Source organism: Acidobacteriota bacterium, assembly GCA_016716715.1.
Lineage (GTDB): Bacteria > Acidobacteriota > Thermoanaerobaculia > UBA5066 > UBA5066 > Fen-183.
Genome location: JADJVE010000008.1, coordinates 15,520 through 32,500 on the forward strand (window position 1 = coordinate 15,520; position 16,981 = coordinate 32,500).

Annotated in this window: 19 protein-coding genes (1 of these 19 cut by a window edge); 17 read left to right on the forward strand and 2 right to left on the reverse strand. The window is 72.4% G+C overall.

All coding sequences use genetic code 11. The annotated features are described in order from the left end of the window. Positions 1-11: 11 nt before the first annotated feature. From IPL89_13485 to IPL89_13535, 11 genes are all read left to right on the forward strand, one after another. Positions 12-1,337 carry an amino acid permease gene (locus tag IPL89_13485; protein MBK9064188.1) on the forward strand — a complete coding sequence of 442 codons (1,326 nt, stop codon included), beginning with the start codon at positions 12-14 and terminating at the stop codon, positions 1,335-1,337. Further along, positions 1,334-1,942 carry a carboxyltransferase domain-containing protein gene (locus IPL89_13490; GenBank protein ID MBK9064189.1) on the forward strand — a complete coding sequence of 203 codons (609 nt, stop codon included), beginning with the start codon at positions 1,334-1,336 and terminating at the stop codon, positions 1,940-1,942. Before IPL89_13485 ends, IPL89_13490 begins: the two co-directional genes overlap by 4 nt. Next, positions 1,939-2,850 carry a biotin-dependent carboxyltransferase gene (locus IPL89_13495; protein ID MBK9064190.1) on the forward strand — a complete coding sequence of 304 codons (912 nt, stop codon included), beginning with the start codon at positions 1,939-1,941 and terminating at the stop codon, positions 2,848-2,850. Before IPL89_13490 ends, IPL89_13495 begins: the two co-directional genes overlap by 4 nt. Continuing rightward, positions 2,847-3,674 (forward strand): LamB/YcsF family protein, encoded by an 828-nt coding sequence (locus IPL89_13500; GenBank protein ID MBK9064191.1) that lies wholly within the window; start codon positions 2,847-2,849, stop codon positions 3,672-3,674. Before IPL89_13495 ends, IPL89_13500 begins: the two co-directional genes overlap by 4 nt. Positions 3,675-3,686: 12 nt before the next feature. Beyond that, positions 3,687-5,903, forward strand: coding sequence for a phosphoribosylformylglycinamidine synthase subunit PurL (gene purL / locus IPL89_13505; GenBank protein MBK9064192.1), 2,217 nt, complete (start codon positions 3,687-3,689; stop codon positions 5,901-5,903). Beyond that, entirely contained in the window at positions 5,900-6,478 is a 579-nt protein-coding gene (locus IPL89_13510; protein MBK9064193.1) for a thioredoxin family protein, read from the forward strand. Before purL ends, IPL89_13510 begins: the two co-directional genes overlap by 4 nt. A gap of 81 nt (positions 6,479-6,559) precedes the next feature. Then, a complete protein-coding gene (locus tag IPL89_13515; protein MBK9064194.1) occupies positions 6,560-6,991 on the forward strand; it encodes a TlpA family protein disulfide reductase in 432 nt (143 codons plus the stop codon). 11 nt (positions 6,992-7,002) lie between these two features. Further along, entirely contained in the window at positions 7,003-7,587 is a 585-nt protein-coding gene (locus IPL89_13520; GenBank protein MBK9064195.1) for an HAD-IIIA family hydrolase, read from the forward strand. Between the two features lie 68 nt (positions 7,588-7,655). Further along, positions 7,656-9,038, forward strand: coding sequence for a D-glycero-beta-D-manno-heptose 1-phosphate adenylyltransferase (rfaE2, locus tag IPL89_13525; GenBank protein ID MBK9064196.1), 1,383 nt, complete (start codon positions 7,656-7,658; stop codon positions 9,036-9,038). Beyond that, the gene (locus IPL89_13530) at positions 9,038-9,610 is read left to right on the forward strand and encodes an SIS domain-containing protein (GenBank protein MBK9064197.1); all 573 of its coding nucleotides are present in this window, start codon (positions 9,038-9,040) and stop codon (positions 9,608-9,610) included. Before rfaE2 ends, IPL89_13530 begins: the two co-directional genes overlap by 1 nt. Position 9,611: 1 nt before the next feature. Continuing rightward, positions 9,612-10,256 carry a hypothetical protein gene (locus IPL89_13535; protein MBK9064198.1) on the forward strand — a complete coding sequence of 215 codons (645 nt, stop codon included), beginning with the start codon at positions 9,612-9,614 and terminating at the stop codon, positions 10,254-10,256. Here IPL89_13535 and waaF read toward each other — a convergent pair. Continuing rightward, positions 10,253-11,284 (reverse strand): lipopolysaccharide heptosyltransferase II, encoded by a 1,032-nt coding sequence (gene waaF / locus IPL89_13540; GenBank protein MBK9064199.1) that lies wholly within the window; start codon positions 11,282-11,284, stop codon positions 10,253-10,255. The two genes, IPL89_13535 and waaF, sit on opposite strands and share 4 nt — an antisense overlap. Next, entirely contained in the window at positions 11,281-12,342 is a 1,062-nt protein-coding gene (locus IPL89_13545) for a glycosyltransferase (GenBank protein MBK9064200.1), read from the reverse strand. Before IPL89_13545 ends, waaF begins: the two co-directional genes overlap by 4 nt. Positions 12,343-12,378: 36 nt before the next feature. Here IPL89_13545 and IPL89_13550 point away from each other — a divergent pair, with 36 nt between their 5' ends. The 6 genes from IPL89_13550 to IPL89_13575 form a co-directional block, all read left to right on the forward strand. Next, positions 12,379-13,173, forward strand: coding sequence for a glycosyltransferase family 2 protein (locus tag IPL89_13550; protein ID MBK9064201.1), 795 nt, complete (start codon positions 12,379-12,381; stop codon positions 13,171-13,173). Continuing rightward, positions 13,173-13,487 (forward strand): hypothetical protein, encoded by a 315-nt coding sequence (locus IPL89_13555; GenBank protein ID MBK9064202.1) that lies wholly within the window; start codon positions 13,173-13,175, stop codon positions 13,485-13,487. Before IPL89_13550 ends, IPL89_13555 begins: the two co-directional genes overlap by 1 nt. A gap of 13 nt (positions 13,488-13,500) precedes the next feature. After that, positions 13,501-14,178, forward strand: a complete 678-nt coding sequence (locus IPL89_13560) for a uracil-DNA glycosylase (protein ID MBK9064203.1) — start codon at positions 13,501-13,503, stop codon at positions 14,176-14,178. A 77-nt stretch (positions 14,179-14,255) separates the two neighbouring features. Then, a complete protein-coding gene (locus IPL89_13565) occupies positions 14,256-15,395 on the forward strand; it encodes a DUF2911 domain-containing protein (protein ID MBK9064204.1) in 1,140 nt (379 codons plus the stop codon). Positions 15,396-15,404: 9 nt separating this feature from the next. Beyond that, a complete protein-coding gene (locus tag IPL89_13570) occupies positions 15,405-16,898 on the forward strand; it encodes an amidophosphoribosyltransferase (GenBank protein ID MBK9064205.1) in 1,494 nt (497 codons plus the stop codon). Then, positions 16,861-16,981, forward strand: the 5' portion of a protein-coding gene (locus tag IPL89_13575) for a DUF167 domain-containing protein (protein MBK9064206.1). It continues 236 nt past the right edge of the window; only the first 121 of its 357 coding nucleotides appear in the window; its start codon is at positions 16,861-16,863; its stop codon lies off the right edge, out of view. The genes IPL89_13570 and IPL89_13575 overlap by 38 nt, the downstream gene beginning before the upstream one ends.

Sequence of the window (16,981 nt, forward strand, 5' to 3'; positions counted from 1 at the left end):
CCCGAGATCCCATGACCCAGCCCGGCGCTCCCCGCCGCCTCATCGGCCGGTTCGACGCGACCATGCTCGTCGTCGGGTCGATGATCGGCTCGGGCATTTTCATCGTCTCGGCCGAGTCCGCGCGGCTCGTCGGGACGGGCGGCCGCCTCCTCCTCGTCTGGACCGCCGCGGGCGCGCTCACGCTTCTCGCGGCGCTCGCGTGCGCCGAGCTCGCCACGATGTTCCCGGAGGCGGGCGGCCCGTACGCCTTCTTCCGCGAGGCCTACGGCCCGATGGCGGGGTTCCTCTACGGCTGGACGATGGTCCTCGTCGTCCAGACGGGCACGATCGCCGCCGTCGCCGTCGCATTCTCGAAGTTCCTCGGCGTCCTCGCGCCGTCCGTCACGGGCTGGACCGCGAAGGCCGCGGCCGTGCTCGTCGTCGTCGTGCTGACCGCTACGAACGCGCAGGGACTGAAGACGGGGACGCGGGTGCAGAACACCCTGACCGTCGTGAAGCTCGCGTCCCTCGCCCTCTTGACGCTCGGCTGCCTCATGGCCGCGGCGCCGGCCGCACCCCTTTCTCATTCTCAGAATCTCTCTTCCTCCGGGTCTCCTCTTCTCATCTCCGCGTTCGTCCTCGCGCTCGTCGGCCCGGCGTTCTCCCAGTCGGCGTGGACGAACGTGACGTTCCCGGGCGGCGAGGTGAAGGAGCCGGGGCGGACCTTCCCCTTCGCGCTCCTCGTCGGCTGTGCGCTCGTCGCGTCCCTCTACGTCCTCGCGAACGTCGGCTACCTGAACGTCCTCGGCGTCGAGGGCGTCGCGCACGCACCCGACGGGCGCGTGGGCACGGCCGCCGCCGAGCGCCTGCTGCCGGGCGCGGGCGGCGCCGCGATGGCGGCGGCGATCCTCGTCTCGACGTTCGGCTGCGCGAACGGGCTTGTCCTCTCCGGCGCGCGCGTCGTCTGGGTTCTCGCGAACGACGGATTTCTGCCCGCGTTTGCCGCGCGCCTGAACGGGGCGGGCGTGCCGGGCGCCGCACTCGGGCTGCAGGCCGCATGGGCCGTCTGCCTCGTCCTCTCGGGCACGTACTCGGAACTCCTGCGTTACGTCGTCTCCGTCGAGTTCGTCGTCCTCGTCCTTCTCGTCGCAGCCGTGCCCGTGCTGCGCCGACGGAGACCCGACGCGTCCCGGCCCTACCGCGCCTGGGGGCACCCGGTCACGACGGGTCTCTTCCTCGCGGCGGCCGGCTGCGTCGTCGCCGTTCTCGCCGCCCAGAGCCCGTGGACCACGTGGCCCGGTGTCGGCCTCGTCCTTCTCGGCATCCCGGTCTATCTTGTCCGCAAGAGGGCGGCTTGAAACAGGCGGGCGAGAGAGCCTGGCTCCTCGAGTGGGCCGGCGACGAGAGCGAGGCGAACGCGAAGGCGCGCGCCGCGGCGGCGGCCGTGCGTGCCGCGGCCGCGCCCGGATTTCTCGACGCCGTGCCGTCGGCGCGCACGTGCCTCGTCCTCGGAGGGCCGGGGTTCGACGCGTCGCCGCTCGCGGCGCTGGAGGCCGATCCGCCCGCGGCGCCCCCCGGCCCCGCGCCGCGGGCGCACGAGATCCGGTTCACGCCGGACGGCGCCGACCTCGACGAGATCGCCTCGCGCTGCGCCCTCACGCCGGAGGGGTTCCTCCGCGCGTTCACGGGCCTCACGTACACGGTGGGCTTTCTCGGATTCACGCCGGGCTTCGCGTACCTCTACGGGCTGCCGCTCGCGTTCCACCTTCCGCGCCGGCCCAGCCCGCGCGCCGCCGTGCCCGCGGGGAGCGTCGCGCTCGCCGGCCCATACGTCGGGATCTACCCGGGCGCGACGCCGGGCGGCTGGAACCTCGTCGGGACGACGGCGCGGCGCCTCTTCGACCTCCGCGGCGACCCGCCCTTCCTGTTCTCCCCGGGCGACACCGTGAGGTTCACGGCGTGACGCGCGGCCTCTTCGTCATCGAGCCGGGGGCGCTCACGACCGTGCAGGACCTCGGGCGCGCGGGCTGGGGCGCGTGGGGCGTGCCCGCCTCGGGCGCGCTCGACGAGGAGGCTCTCCGTCTCGCGAACCGGCTCGTGGGAAACCCGCCGGGCGCCGCGGCTCTCGAAGTCACGCTCCAGGGCCCGGTCTTCAAGGCGATCGGAGACGCCCTCCTCGCCGTCGTCGGCGGCGCGTTCGGCCCCGCGCCCGGCGAGGTAATCCGCGTCGAGGACGGAAAGACGCTCGCGCTCGCCGCCGGACCCGGCGCCGTGCGCGCGATCGTCGCCGTGGCCGGGGGGATCGACGTTCCGCAGGTCCTCGGCAGCCGCTCGACGTGCGTCTCGGCGCGCTTCGGCGGGTTTCAGGGCCGGCGCCTGCAGAAGGGCGACGTCCTGTCGATCGGCGAGCCGTTCGGGGCGCCGCTTCCGGGCCGCGCGAACGTCCCGCGGCCGCCCGCGGGCGACGTGACCCTTCGGGCGATGCCGGGTCCGCAGGAGGACCTGTTCGACCCCGAAGCGCGCGCCGCGTTCTGGGCGGCCGCATGGCGCGTCCTCCCGGAGTCGAACCGGATGGGAATCCGGCTGCGCGGCGAGTCGCTCGGCTTCGTCGAGACGTCGGCGCTCCCCTCGGAGGGAACGGCCCCCGGGGCCGTCCAGATCACCGCGGAAGGGCAGCCGATCGTCCTCCTCGCCGAGCGGCCCACGACGGGCGGCTACCCGAAGATCGCGACGGTGGCGTCGGCCGATCTCGGCGTCCTCGCCCGGACCGCGCCGGGCCGGATCGTGCGCTTTGAGAGAATCCCGGTCGACGAAGCCCGGAGACTCCTCGCCGAACGCGAGGCGAGCGACCGGGCCGGGAGCGCTCGATGACCCTGCACGCCGTCGACTATCGCAAGAAGCCGCGTTTCGCCGTCGACCTGAACTTCGACGGTGGGGAGGGCTTCGACGACGAGCCGCTCATGGAATACGTCGCGAGCGTGAACATTGCCTGCGGTGGACACGCGGGCGACGAGCGCTCGATGCGGAAAGCCACGCGCCTCGCCCTGCGCCGGTTCGTCGCGATCAACGCCCACCCGTCCTACCAGGATTCCGCGGGCTTCGGCCGCGCCCCGGTCGACGTCTCTCCCGAGGAGCTCGAACTCTCCATCTCCAGCCAGATCGAGACGCTCCGGAACATCGTGCGGCAGGAGGAGGGCGAGCTCGTGGGCGTCAAGCCGCACGGCGCGCTCTATCACGAGGCCGCGAGCCGGGCGGAGGTCGCGCGCTCGGTAGCCCAGGCCGCATACCTGATCTCGCCCCGCCTCGTTCTCATCACGTCGCCGCGCTCGAAGCTGCTCGAGGAGGGCGCCGCCCTCGAGATGGTCGTCGCGGTCGAGGGCTTCGCCGACCGCGCCTACAGGCCCGACGGCAGCCTGGTCCCCCGGAGCGAGCCGGGCGCCCTCGTGACGGACCCGAAGGCGGCGGTGGCGCAGGCGCTTTCGATCGTCCGCGAGCACCGCGTGAAGACCACCGACGGGAGCTTCCACGACCTCACGGTCGACACGCTCTGCCTCCACGGCGACACTCCCGGAGCCCGCGACATCGGCCGCGCCGTGCGCGCCGCGCTCCTCAAGGCGGAGGTCGTCGTGCGCCCGCTCCGGGGCTGGAAGCCGCGGGGACCGGACCCCGGCCCGCCGAAGATGCCGAGCCGTTAAACTACGGCCTCGATGGGGAACGCGGCCGCGCCACTCACCCCCGCCGTCGTGGCGGAGCACGGCCTCTCGCCGGACGAGTTCGAGCGGATCAAGGCGATCCTCGGCCGGGAGCCCAGCCTCCTCGAGCTCGGGATCTATTCGGCGCTCTGGAGCGAGCACTGCTCGTACAAGTCGTCGCGGCCCTTCCTCAAGGAGTTCCCGACGACGGGGCCGCGCGTCCTCCAGGGCCCGGGCGAGAACGCGGGCGCCGTCGACATCGGCGACGGTCTCGCGGTCGTCTTCAAGATGGAGTCGCACAACCACCCGTCGTTCATCGAGCCCCACCAGGGTGCGGCGACCGGTGTGGGCGGCATCCTTCGCGACGTCTTCACGATGGGCGCGCGGCCCGTGGCGATCCTCGATCCGCTCTTCTTCGGGGACCCGAAGGCGCCGCGCATGCGCGACCTCGTGGACGGCGTGGTGCGCGGGATCGGCGGCTACGGAAACTGCATCGGCGTTCCGACCGTCGGCGGGATGACGTTCTTCCACCCGGCCTACAACAAGAACATTCTCGTCAACGCGATGGCGGTCGGCCTCGTGCGGCAGGACCGCATCTTCCGCGCGAAGGCTTCCGGTCCCGGCAATCCCGTGCTCTACGCGGGCTCGAAGACGGGCCGCGACGGGATCCACGGGGCCTCGATGGCCTCCGACGTCTTCGACGACGAGAAGGCCCAACGCCGGCCGACCGTGCAGGTGGGCGACCCGTTCGTCGAGAAGCTCGTCCTCGAAGCCGTCCTCGAGGTCCTCGAGGGCGACGCGGTCGTCGCGATCCAGGACATGGGCGCCGCGGGCCTCACGTCCTCGACGTTCGAGATGTGCTCGCGCGGCGGCGTCGGGATGCGCCTCGACCTCTCGAAGGTCCCGATGCGCGAGACGGGGATGACGCCCTACGAACTCATGCTGTCCGAGTCGCAGGAGCGGATGGTCCTCGTCGTGCGCAAGGGGCGCGAAGCCGAGGTCGCCGCCGTGTTCCGCAAGTGGGGCGTGGACGTCGAGACGATCGGCGTCGTGCAGGCCGAGCGGAAGATGACGCTCCTGTGGAACGGCGAGGTCGCCGCGGACCTCGCGATCGGGCCGCTCGTCGAGGAGGCGCCGGTCTACCAGCGCCCGTACACGCTGCCGAAGCCGCTGCCCGCGTCGACGCCGGTCGCTCTCGACGGCGCGCCTGCTCCCGAGGCCGCGCTCCTCGCGCTCCTCGCGTCGCCGAACCTCTGCGGCAAGCGGTGGATCTGGGAGCAGTACGACGTGAGCGTCAGGACGAGCACGGTCGCGGGACCCGGCGGCGACGCGGCGGTCCTGCGCGTGCCCGGGACGACGAAGGGTATCGCGGCGACGACGGACGTCGCCCCGCGATACGTCGCGGCGGACCCCGAGACCGGCGCCGCCCACGCGGTCGCCGAGGCGGCCCTGAACCTCGCGTGCGTCGGGGCGCGCCCGCTCGCCGTCACGGACTGCCTGAACTTCGGCAACCCCGAGCGGCCCGAGATCCTCGGCCAGTTCGTCGCTTCCATCCGCGGCCTCGCGAAGGCGTGCCGCGCGTTCGAGACGCCGGTCGTCTCCGGCAACGTGTCGCTTTACAACGAGACGGACGGCGTCTCGATCCTTCCGACGCCGACGGTCGGGATGGTCGGCCTCCTCGCGGACGTCTCGACGGCCGTCGGCTCGCGCTTCGCGCGCGAAGGCGACCTCGTCGCCCTCCTCGGCACGACGCGGGACGAGATGGGCGCGAGCGAATACCTCGCGACGGTCCTCGGGCGCGACGAGGGCCCGTGCCCGTCGCTCGACCTCGCGTCGGTTCGAGCCGTCGTGAACCTCCTCGTCGAGATCGCCGTCGACGGCATGATCTCCTCGGCGCACGACCTTTCGTCCGGCGGCCTCGCGGTCGCCCTGGCCGAGGCGTCGGCGGCCGGTTTCGGCGCCGCCGTGAACGTCGGCTCCCCGCTTTCCCCGACGCGTACGCTTTTCGCGGAGTCGGCCGGGCGCGCGCTCGTCTCGTTTCCGCCCGGGCGCGAGCGCAACCTCGTGGACGCCGCGCGCCGGCACGGGGTCGCCGTCTCGCTCCTCGGCCGCGTCGTTCCGGGGCGTCTCATCGTGACCGTCAACGGCGATCCCGCGATCGATCTGCCCGTGTCGCGTCTCGCCGCCGCCTCGGAAGAGGCCTTCGTCAAGCTCGTGGAGGTCCGTTCGTGAAAAAGCTGCTGGTCGTCTCCTCCGTGCTCTTTCTCTCCGCTTCCGCCCCGGCGGCCGACCTGAAGATCGGCGCCGCCGCGCCCGACTTCACGCTCCCGTCCGCATCGGACGGAAAGATGGTCGCGCTGAAGGACCTCCTTGCGAAGAACAAGGCCGTCGCCGTGATCTTCGTCGCGACGAAGTGCCCCGTCTCGAACGCCTACAACGACCGCATGGCCGCGCTCGCGAAGGAATACGCCGCGAAGGGGATCGCCGTCGTCGGGATCAACTCCAACAAGGCCGAACTCGCGCCCGAGGTCGCCGCGCACGCGAAGGAGCACGGGTTCACGTTCCCCGTCGTGAAGGACGAAGGAAACAAGGTCGCCGACGCTTACGGCGCGCAGAAGACCCCCGAGGTGTTCGTGATCTCGCCGAAGGGCGACCTCCTGTACCACGGCCGCATCGACGAGTCGCAGGACGATCCGAAGGGCGTGAAGTCTCCGGACCTGCGCAACGCCCTCGAGGCGATCCTCGCGGGCAAGCCCGTGCCCGCCGCCGAGACGAAGGCCTTCGGGTGCACGATCAAGCGGGTTTGAGGCCCGCCGCGCGCCTCCTGACGGCCGCGGCGGTGGCCGCGCTGGCTGGCCTGCGCGACATCGCCGGCGGCGGCCGAGCCGGTGAAGCTCGTCAAGCCGGAGCAGTACAAGGCGCGGATCGTCGCGCCGAAGAAGGGGCGCGTCCTGCTCGTCAACTTCTGGGCCACGTGGTGCGAGCCGTGCCGCGAGGAGATGCCGGCCCTCGTCGCCGCGGCGAAGAAATTCCCGACGAAGGACGTCGCCGTCGTCCTCGTCTCGGTCGACTCCCTCAAGGCGACGCCCGCCGTCGAGAAATACCTCGCGAAGGAAAAGGTCCCGTTCGTCTGCTGGCAGGCCAAGAGCCACGACCCCCAGAACTTCGTCGACGCGGTGGACAAGGAAGGCTGGAACGGCGCGGTCCCGTACACGCTCGTCTACTCCCGCACGGGCGCGCTCGTCGCGAAACTCGCGGGGCCGCAGTCGGAGCAGGCGTTCGGCGAGGCCGTGAAGAAAGCCCTCGCCGGAGGCACTTGAGACGCGTGGCCGTGAGGACGCGTCCGCGCTGGGACGCGCTCTTCCTCGACCGCGACGGAACGCTCATCGTCGAGCGCGGCTACCTGAAGAACCCGCGCGGCGTCCGGCTCGCACGCGGCGCGGCCGGGCGCCTCAAGGCGTTCACGGACGAGGGGACGCTCCTGTTCGTCGTTACGAACCAGTCGGGCCTCGCGCGCGGCGTCCTGACGCGGGACGAGGTCGACGCCGTGAACGCGGAGGTCGTCCGGCGGCTCGCGGCACGCGGCGTCCCCTTGGCCGGCGTCCTCGTCTGCCCGCACTTTCCCGAAGGCGTCGTGCCGGAGCTCTCGGTCCGCTGCCGGTGTCGCAAGCCCGGCACGCTTCTCCACACGCGCGCGCTCGCGGCGCACGGGCTCTCGGCGCGGCGTTCGGCCGTCCTCGGCGACAAGTGGGACGACGTCGGCGCGGGCGTCGCTCTCGGCGCGGCGCAGGCCCACGTCCTGACGGGACACGGGCGGGAACACCGCGCGAAGGTCGTGGAGCGCGCGCCGGATGCGATACTGGCAACCTCTCTCGCCGATGCGCTCGAACAGCTTCGCCGGAGGAAACCCCGTTGACCCCGCGTGAGATCGCCGTCCTCGCCGCCGCGTCCCCCAGCGTGACCGTCGCCGTCGCGGGCGATCTCATGCTCGACGAGACGTGGCTCGGGAGCGTCGAGCGCGTCGCTCCCGAGGCGCCCGTCCCGCTCCTCGCGCTCGCGTCCATGAGCCGGCGCGCGGGCGGGGCCGGAAACGTCGTCGAGAACCTGGCGTCGCTCGGCGCGCGCGCCGTCACGCTCGGCGCCGTCGGCCCCGGCGAGGAGGGCGCGTGGCTCGCGCGGCGCCTCACGACTCTCGCCGGAGCTTCCGGCACGGTCGTGGTGGACCCGCGGCGCACGACGCCCGTGAAGCGCCGCATGGTCTCCGAGGGCCGCCAGATGCTCCGCGTCGACGAGGAGCTGCCGGCCGGCCTCTCGGCCTCCGCGGAAGCCGTGCTCGTTGCGGCCGCCCGGACGTCGGTCGCCGCCGCGGACGTCCTCCTCGTGTCGGACTACGCGAAGGGCACGCTGACGCCGGCCGTCCTGTCCGCCCTCTTCGAAGCGGCGCGCGCCAAGGGGATTCCGGCTCTCGTCGACCCGAAGGGGAAGGATTACGCGCGCTACCGCGGCGCCACCGTCGTGACGCCGAATCGCAAGGAGCTCGAGACCGTCACCGGCGAGACGGCGCGCGACCTGCCCGCCGTCGCCCGCCTCGGCGCGAAGCTCCGCGACGAGCTCGGCCTCGAAGCGCTCCTCGTGAAGCTCTCCGAGGAGGGGATGCTGCTTCTCGTCCGCGGGCAGGAGCCGCGCCGGATCGCCGCGCGGGCCCGCGAGGTGTTCGACGTGACGGGTGCGGGAGACACGGTCCTCGCGACGCTCGGCGTCGCGCTCGGCTGCGGGCTCGACCTGTTCGGGGCCGCGGAGGTCGCGAATCGCGCCGCCGGCTGCGCGGTCGCTCGCGTCGGGACGGCGCCCGTCCACTGGGCCGACCTCCTCGAAGGCCTCGTCGCCTCGCCGCACGAGAAGGTGCTCGGGCGCGCGCACGTCGCGTCCGTTTCGGCCGTGCTCCGGCGCGCGCACAAGAGCGTCGTCTTCACGAACGGCTGCTTCGACCTCCTCCACCCTGGGCACGTGAAGCTTCTCGCCGAGGCCCGCGCGCACGGCGACGTCCTCGTCGTCGGGATCAACAGCGACGCCTCCGTGAAACGGCTCAAGGGCGAGGGGCGGCCCATCCTCTCCGAGTCCGACCGCGCCCAGGTCCTCGGGGGCCTCGACGCCGTCGACTTCGTCGTCGTCTTCGACGAGGACACGCCGCAGGCCCTCATCGAGGAGATCCGCCCGCAGGTTCTCGTGAAGGGCGGCGACTACGTGGAGGGGACGGTGGTCGGCGCGCCGTTCGTCAAGTCGACGGGCGGAAGCGTCGTCCTCGTGCCGCTCGTGGAAGGCCGCTCGACATCGTCGATGGTCGCGCGGATGAAGGGAGACGCCTGATGCGCGCGTACTTCGCGGACCTCGCGGCACTGGCCTCGGGCGCCGAGGCCTCGATCGGGGCCGCCGTGGCGAAGGCCTCCAGGCTCGTCGCGGACGCGGCGCTCTCCGGGAAGACGACGTTCGCGTTCGGCAACGGCGGCAGCGCGACGCAGGCCCAGCACTTCGCGGCCGAGCTCGTCGTGCGCTACAAGGACGACCGGCCCGCGCTCCCCGCGATCGCACTGGTCTCGGACATCGCGATCCTGACCGCCTGCACGAACGACTACGACTACTCCGTCGTGTTCTCGCGCCAGGTCGAGGCGCTCGCGAAGAAGGGCGACGTCGCCGTCGGTCTCACGACGTCCGGGAAGAGCCCGAACGTCCTCAAGGCGCTCGCCGCGGCGAAGGCGCGCGGCCTTTCGACGGTGTTCCTCACGGGCGAGAAGGGGCGCGCCGAGGCCGCGAACTGGGACGTCGGGATCGTCGTTCCCTCGACCGAAACGGCCCACGTTCAGGAGCTGCACCTGGCGGCGCTCCACCTGATGTGCCGGTTCGTGGACGAGGAGCGCGCCCGCCGCGCCCACCGCGCCTGACGTGGGCGGACGCGCGGCGGCCGTCCTGAAGGCGGCGGCGATCGCGCTCGTCGCGCTCCTCGCCGTCGACCGCTTCCTGCCGGGCATCCCGCTCGCACTTCTGTCCTCGGAAGGCGCCCCCCGCCCGAACGCGCTCAAGGAGCCCGTGCAGGAGGAGCCCGCGCACGAGCCTTTCGCGGAGACGCGCGGGCGGCGCACGTTCCGGATCACGCCGCGGGCCGCGTACGACGTCGCCGCGCGCGTTGGGGCGACGGAGCGCTACCGGTCGGGCGCGTCGGGCGCGCTCATTCCGTGGGACTTCGTCCTGACGTGGGGAGCGGCGACGAAGGAGCCCGCGTGGTCGCGCATCTCCTATCTGCAGACGGGGCGCTTCTACGCCTGGCGCTGCGACGACTCGCTCGACGTGTCCTACGTCTCGTCGCACACCGCGAACACGCACCTCATTCCGGCGAGCGGCCGCGTCGCGTCCGCGCTCGCGCACGTGCGGCGGGGCGACGTCGTTCGGCTGGAGGGCGACCTCGTGGACGTGGCCGGGCCCGACGGGTTCGTCTGGAAGTCGAGCCTCTCCCGCACGGATACGGGGCCGGGCGCGTGCGAGACGCTGTACGTCCGCGCCGTCACGATCGGGCTCAACCGGTACCGCTAGTCGAGGACCGACTCGGCCGCCTCGAGGACGTCGGCCGGCGTCACGGCGGCCATGCACCCGTGGTCGATCGGGCAGACCGCCCAGCCGCACGGCGCGCACGGGGTCCTGCGCCGCGCGAGGGCGAGGCGGACGGGCCTGCCATCCGTGCGCGGCCCGTCCCACGGCCGCGTCGCGTCGGGGTCCGTCGGCCCGAAGACGACGACGGACGGCGTCCCGGCCGCGCTTGCGAGGTGCGCGAGGCCGGAATCGTTTCCGACGAAGAGTCGCGCGGACGCGAGAACTCCCAGTGCCTCGGGGAGCGTCGTCCTTCCGCTCAGGTCGAAGACGCGCGCCTTCCGGGCGAAGGCCGCCGCTTCTCCATTGACGCCCTTCTCGCCTGCGCTCCCGAGGAGCGCGACCGAGAGGCCGCGCGAGGACAGACCGTCGAAGACGTCGGCGAAACGTGCGAGGTCCCAGCGCTTGGCGGCGTGCGCGAAGGACGCGACGTGCGCGGCGACGAACGGCCCTGAGAGGCCGGCCTCGGCGAGCCGGACGCGCGCGGACTCGCGGACCTCCTTCGACGCGTCCCACGAGACGTCCGGCGCCGCGGGGAGCGATGCGCCCGCGGCGGCCGCGAGACGGAGGTGTTTCCAGACCTGGTGCTCGCCGGCTGCGAGGTCGAGGCGGAGCGCCTGGGTGAGGAGCGGGCCGCGGCCCTCGCCCCGGTAGCCGATTCGCTCGGGGACGCCCGCGCGCGCGAGGGCGAGGGCGGTCGAGAAGCTGGTTGGGAGGATCACGGCCCGGTCGAAGCCGGCGTCCCGGACCTCGTCCGCGAGGCGCGCGTGCCCCGGACCGCCCGCGTGACGTCCGGAGGAGTCGTCGACGAGAACGTCGTCCACTTCCTCCGCGAGGCGGTACAGCTCCGCGACCCACGGCCGCGCAAGGACGGCGAGGCGTCCCGACGGGTCCGCGGCCTTGAGCGCTCGGAGCGCGGGGCGGGACATGACGACGTCGCCGACCCAGTTCGTCGCCCTCACGAGCGTCTTCACGCGGGGCCTCCCAGCACTCCGAGAAGCTCCTCTTCGACCCGCCCGACCGTCTTTTCGATCCTCCGCTCGCCCGCGGCCACTCGCCCCGCTTCGACGAGGCGGGACCGGCGTTCCGCGTCGAGGAGGAGGCCGCCCACGGCCTCCTCCCATGCGGAGGGATCGAGCGACGGCACGAGGACGCCCGCGGCCCCGTCCTCGACCATCTCGCGCGAACCCCCGACGTCGTGCCCGACGACCGGACATCCGGCCGCCATCGCCTCGACGAGGACCAGCGGCCCACCCTCGCTCGCGGAGGGCAGGAGCATGAGGTGGCTCGCCGCGAAGCGCACGCCGGGGTCCTCCACCTGGCCCGCGAACGTGCAGCGGTCCGCGACGCCACGCGCTGCGGCGAGCGCTTCGACGCCGGCGCGCGCCGGGCCGCCGCCGAGGAAGAGCGCGTGCGCGTCGATCCCCCGCGCAGCGAGCCGGGCGATCGTCTCCACGACGACGTCCTGGCCCTTGAGCCCGTCGAACGCGCCTGCGTGGACGAGCCGGAACGGCGGAGGAGGAGGCGCGACGTTCTCGCGGAACGCGTCGGCGGGGAGCCCGTCGGGGACGACGGCGATCTTCTCCGCCGGGACGCCGGCGGCCTCGAGGGACGCCGCGACGGCGCGCGAGACGGCGAGGTAGCGGGCGGCCGCGCGGTACTTGAGCCGCGAGAGGGGGCTCCGGCCGGGCGGGAACGCGACGCGGCGGTGGACGACGAGCGGAGCGTCCGCCGCCGCGCGGCCGAAGACCGCGGCGCCGTGGCCGTGCGCATCCCCGGCGTAGACGATCTCGGGCCGGAAGGACCGCGCCGCGCGCGCGACCGCGAGGAGCAGGGCTGGGGAGGCTTCCGAGCCCGCGGGCACCTCGGCCGTGTCGACTCCGGAGGCGCGAGCCGCGCCCGCGAGGGGCGCGTCTCGGCGCGCGAGCAGGCGGACCGCGTGGCCGCGCGCGGCGAGGCCGGCCAGGAGGAGCGCGGACTGGCGCTGCCCCCCGCGCATTCCGGGGCCGAGATCCAGCGCGAGCAGCCTCACGGCGGACGAGGATAGCGCCCTGCTAATGTCTGCGCCGTGCGCGCGCCGCTTTCGGTCGTGATCCTGACGAAGAACGAGGAAGACCGCCTGCCGGCGGCCCTCGCATCGGTGGCCTTCGCGGACGAGGTGGTCGTCGCCGACACCGGCTCGACGGACGCGACGGGAGAGCGGGCGCGGCTCGCGGGCGCTCGCTTCGTCGCCATCGGCTGGGAAGGCTTCGTGGGCTCCCGGAACCGGGCGCTCGATCTCGCGCGCCACGAGTGGGTCCTCGTGCTCGACGCCGACGAGCGCGTCTCGGAGGCGCTCCGGCTGGAGATCCTCGCCGTGCTCGACGCCGACGACCCCGCGGTGGCGGGCTGGCGCATGCCGCGGCTGTCCCACTTCCTGGGGCGACCGATCCGGCACGGCAGCTGGTACCCGGACTACAAGCTCCGCCTCGGACGCCGGTCGCGCGGACTGCGCGCCGAGGGCGGGCGCGTGCACGAGGCGCTCGCGGTGGACGGAAACGTCGGACGCCTCGTCTCGCCGCTCATCCATCACCCGTACCGGGACCTTTCCGACGCGCTCAAGAAGGCGTCTCGATACGCGCAGCTCGGCGCCGAGGACCGTTACGACCGGGGAGCGCGCGGGAGCGCCGCGGGCCTTTTCCTCCGGCCGGCGTTCGAGTTCTTCCGGTTTCTCGTCCTCAGACGGGGCTTTCTGGATGGCGCCGTCGGCTGGTCGGTTGCGTTCCTGCACGCGTCGTCATACTTTCTCCGCGCCGCGTTCCTGCTCGAGATTCAGCGAAAGCCCGCGTCCGGCGGAGATCAAGAGCGTCGAAGGAGAGGATGATGACCGTCAGCGTCCGTCGTGTTCTGGGCGGGGCCCTCGCGCTCGCCCTCGTCTCCGTCCTGAGTCTTTCGGGCTGCGGAAAAAAGGGATCGCTCGAGAAGGCCGGCGCCGCCGCCGACAAGGCAATCGAGAAGGCCAAGGACTCTGCGGCCGAGACCGCCAAGTCCTACGGCGCCGCTGCCGAGAAGGCCATGGACAAGGCCGTCGTCGCCACGAAGGAAGCCGCCGACAAGGCCGCCACTGCCACGAAGGACGCGGCAGCCAGCGCCGCGAAAGCCACGAGCACGGCCGTCGCCCCCGCCACCAAGCGCTAGGACTTCTCGCCGCATGGCGGACTCCCTCGGGAAGATCGCGCGCGAGATTGCCGCCTGCCGCGCCTGCCCTCGCCTCGTCGCGTGGCGCGAGGAGGCGGCCGCAACCCCCCCGCGACGCTTCCGCGGCCAGCGCTACTGGGCCCGACCCGTGTCCGGCTTCGGGGACGCTCGCGCCCGCCTCCTCGTCGTGGGCCTGGCACCTGCCGCGCACGGCGGCAACCGGACGGGCCGCGTGTTCACGGGCGACGCCTCGGGCGATTTCCTGTTCGCCGCTCTCCACCGCGCGGGTTACGCGAACCAGGCGGAGTCGGTCTCCCGCGACGACGGCCTCGTCCTGACCGGGGCGTACGTCGCGGCCGCGGCCCGCTGCGCGCCCCCGGACAACAAGCCGAGCCCGGCGGAGTTCGCGCGCTGCCTCCCGTTTCTCGTCCGCGAGATCGCTCAGCTCGAAAGTCTGAGGGTGATCCTCGCGCTCGGCGCGCACGGCTGGCGGGCGGCGATCGAGGCTCTGGCCGCAAGCGGAGCAGAGAGGCCGAAGCCCCTGCCGAAGTTCGCGCATGGGGCGGAGGCGGCGATGGGCGGCAAGCGTCTCCTCGCCTCGTACCACGTCAGCCAGCAGAACACCTTCACCAGGCGCCTGACGCCGAAGATGCTGGACGAGGTACTTCGGAAGACCCGGGAGATTTCTTAAAAGGTAATAGGGCGGTGGAGGGGTCGCTCAATTCACTTTCTAAGAAACACAGCATTTCCCTCTGCGTATCAAGCTGCATGAGAAGAATCGTCCGTGCCCTCGCGCTCGCCGCAACTGCCGCATTCGTCGCCGGTCCCGCCGCCGCCCAGCCCCACTACCTCCCCGCCAGCGGGGACAACCAGCGGGCCTCCGTTACCCAGCAGGTCGGGCCCGTGGACGTCACGATCTCGTACGGGAGCCCGCGCGTCGTCCTCAAGGGGAACGACCGCCGCGGGAAGATCTGGGGGACGCTCGTCCCCTACGGGATGACGGAGCTGGACTTCAACGACTGCAAGTCCTGCCCGTGGCGAGCCGGGGCCAACGAAGGCACCGTCTTCACGACCACCGGGGAGATCAAGGTGCAGGGCACGTCGCTCCCGGCCGGGTCCTACGGGCTCTTCGCGATCACGGGGCCCGATGAGTGGACGTTCATCTTCTCGAAGAACACGACGTCCTGGGGCGCGTACTGGTACGACCCGAAGGAGGACGTTCTCCGGGTCACGGCGAAGCCCGCGAAGAGCGACTACCACGAGTGGCTCACGTACGAGTTCACGGAGCGCGAGAACGCGAAGGCGACCGTCGCCCTGAAGTGGGAGGACCTGCAGGTCCCGCTCGCGCTGACGGTCGACGACGCGCCGGCGCGCTGGGTCGCGAAGATGAAGGACGCGCTGCGCGGCTACACGGGGTTCACCTGGGAGAACTGGCAGCAGGCCGCGGACTACTGCCTGAAGAACAAGATCAACCTGCCCGAGGCGCTCGACTGGGCGCAGCGGGCCACGGGGCCGAATTTCGGCGGCGCGGGCCAGGTTCTCGCGCAGACGACGCTCGCGCGCGCCCAGGCGGCGAACGGGATGGAGGCCGAGGCCGCGAAGACCTGGGAGAAGGCAGTGAACCTGCCCGGCGCGACGCCGATCCAGATCCATCAGGTCGGACGAGGTCTCCTCGCCGAGGGCAAGGCGCAGCAGGCTCTCGCGATCTTCCAGACGAACGCGAAGCGCTACCCCGACCAGTGGCCCGTGCACGTCGGACTCATGCGCGGCTACGCAGCCGTCGGCGACGCGAAGAAGGCCCTCGAGGAAGGCCGCCTCGCGCTCAAGCAGGCGCCGGACGAGCCGAACAAAAAGGGGATCGCGGACGCGATCGCGAAGCTCGAAAAGGGCGACACGAAGATCAATTAGACTCCCCGCGTGGCGGGGGCCTACCGGGACGAAGCGCAGGACAAGTTCCGCGACGAGTGCGGAGTCTTCGGCATCTTCGGCCACCCGGACGCCGCGAACCTGACGTACCTCGGCCTCTACGCGATGCAGCACCGGGGGCAGGAGTCCGCGGGCATCGTGACGTGGACCGGCCAGAGGATGGCCGTCGAGAAGCAGATGGGCTACGTCGCCGACATCTTCGACGAGGCCCGCCTCGCGCGCCTGCCCGGGCATTCGGCGATCGGCCACGTCCGCTACTCGACGACGGGCGAGTCGCGCCTCGAGAACGCGCAGCCGATCGTCTACAACACGAACAAGGGTCCCCTCGCGATCGGCCACAACGGGAACCTCGTGAACGCCGACGAGATCAAGCGCGAGCTCGAGCAGGAAGGCTCGATCTTCACGACGTCGTCGGACACCGAGGTCTTCCTCCACCTCATGGCGCGCTCGCGCCGCGAGGACGTCGTCGGCGCGCTGCGCGAGGCGCTGGCGCGCGTGCGCGGGGCCTACTCGATCGTCCTCCTCGCGAAGGACCGCGTTCTCGCGGCCCGCGACCCGCAGGGGATCCGCCCCCTCACGATGGGCCGGCTCAAGGTGCCCGGGCAGCCCGACGCCATCGTCGTCGCGTCGGAGACGTGCGCCTTCGACCTCATCGACGCCGAGCCGCTGCGCGACGTCGAGCCGGGCGAGATCGTCGTCTTCGACGCCGGGGGCACGGCCTCGGCCTCGTTCGCGATGGGCCAGCGGACGGCCTTCTGCGTCTTCGAGCACGTCTACTTCGCGCGGCCCGACTCGTCCATCTTCGGCAAGTCCGTCGCGGAGTCCCGGCGCGTCTTCGGCCAGCGGCTTGCCCGCGAGCACCCGGTACCGGCCGACGTCGTCGTGCCGGTGCCGGACTCGGGGATGTTCGCCGCGCTCGGCTTCGCCGAGGAGAGCGGGATCCGGTACGGGATGGGGCTCGTCAGGAACCACTACGTGGGCCGGACGTTCATCGAGCCGAAGCAGTCCATCCGCAACTTCGGCGTGAAGGTGAAGCTGAACGCCGTCCGCTCGGTCGTCGGCGGCAAGCGCGTCGTTCTCGTGGACGACTCGATCGTGCGCGGGACGACGTCGAAGAAGCTCGTCCGGATGCTCAAGGCGGCCGGCGCGAGCGAGGTCCACATGAGGATCTCGTCGCCGCCGACCGTGAACCCCTGCCACTACGGGATCGACACGCCCCGCCGCAAGGAGCTCATCGCGTCCGCGAAGAGCCTCGATGAGATCCGGGCGTTCATCGAGGCCGACTCCCTCGGCTACCTGAGCCTCGAGGGAATGCTCGCGGCGTTCGGCCACGGCGACCACGAGACGTGCTCGGCCTGCTTCTCCGGCCGCTACCCGGTGCCGCTCCGCGCGCCCGACCCGCAGGCCACGCTCTTCCCGGCGGACGAGGCCTCCGAGAGCGCGGGGGATGAGGCTCCGGTCCCGGCGCCCGCTCCGCGGCCCTGAGCCGGTGGGCGGCGACGCTCTCGACTTCACCGGCGATGGCGACGGCACGCGCCTGCGCCTCCGCGTCTCGGCCGGCGCCTCGC